We start from the raw sequence: 678 nt of genomic DNA on the forward strand, positions 1-678 counted from the left end.
CGTAGTTCATGTAGTTGGGAAAGTTCTCCACTGACCCTCCAAAGATTTTGTGCCGGATTTTCCGAAGATTTTTCACGTATTTTCAGGCTTAGTACCTGCCGTTTTGCCATTGCTGCGGACTCTGTTGCGGCGGATTCGAGGACTCGGGCTTATCCACAAGCGGGACAAACAGCAGTGTCAACAGCACACCACCGATAAAACCACCCGCGTGGCATGCGTGGGAGATATTCGACGGGGTCAGAATGCTATAGATGATGTTCGGGGCAGTAATCATGACGAACACTCGTGCGGTGTCCTTCTGCTTCATGATGATTAGCAGGGTCAAGAACGAGCCCATGAGACCGAATAGACCACCGGAGGCACCCACCACGCTCGTTCCAGGAGCCAGCACATACACGCCTAATGCACCAAAGATGATAGAGCCCAGGTACACCACAAGGAACTTCCATCGCCCAATCATGCGTTCGAGGGACACACCGTAGATGAAGAGGTTAATCATGTTCCACACCAGGTGCATCGGGTCGTTCTGCATGTGCAGAAAACCGTAGCTGATGATGCGGTAGTACTCGCCGTGCTGGACATAGGGCCACCAGATGTTGCCATGCCTAACCACCCATTCGTTGGGAATAAGCTGTTGCAGACCATACACCACGACGTTAATCAGAATGAGCGTGTACG

1 protein-coding gene is annotated in these 678 nt (G+C 52.1%); it reads right to left on the bottom strand.

The window, feature by feature from the left end; all coding sequences use genetic code 11:
* Positions 1-88: 88 nt before the first annotated feature.
* The coding region (locus HMPREF2942_RS07845; protein WP_070688802.1) for a rhomboid family intramembrane serine protease at positions 89-678 on the bottom strand (590 nt) is incomplete at its 5' end.

The organism is Rothia sp. HMSC071C12 (assembly GCF_001813895.1).
GTDB lineage: Bacteria > Actinomycetota > Actinomycetes > Actinomycetales > Micrococcaceae > Rothia > Rothia mucilaginosa.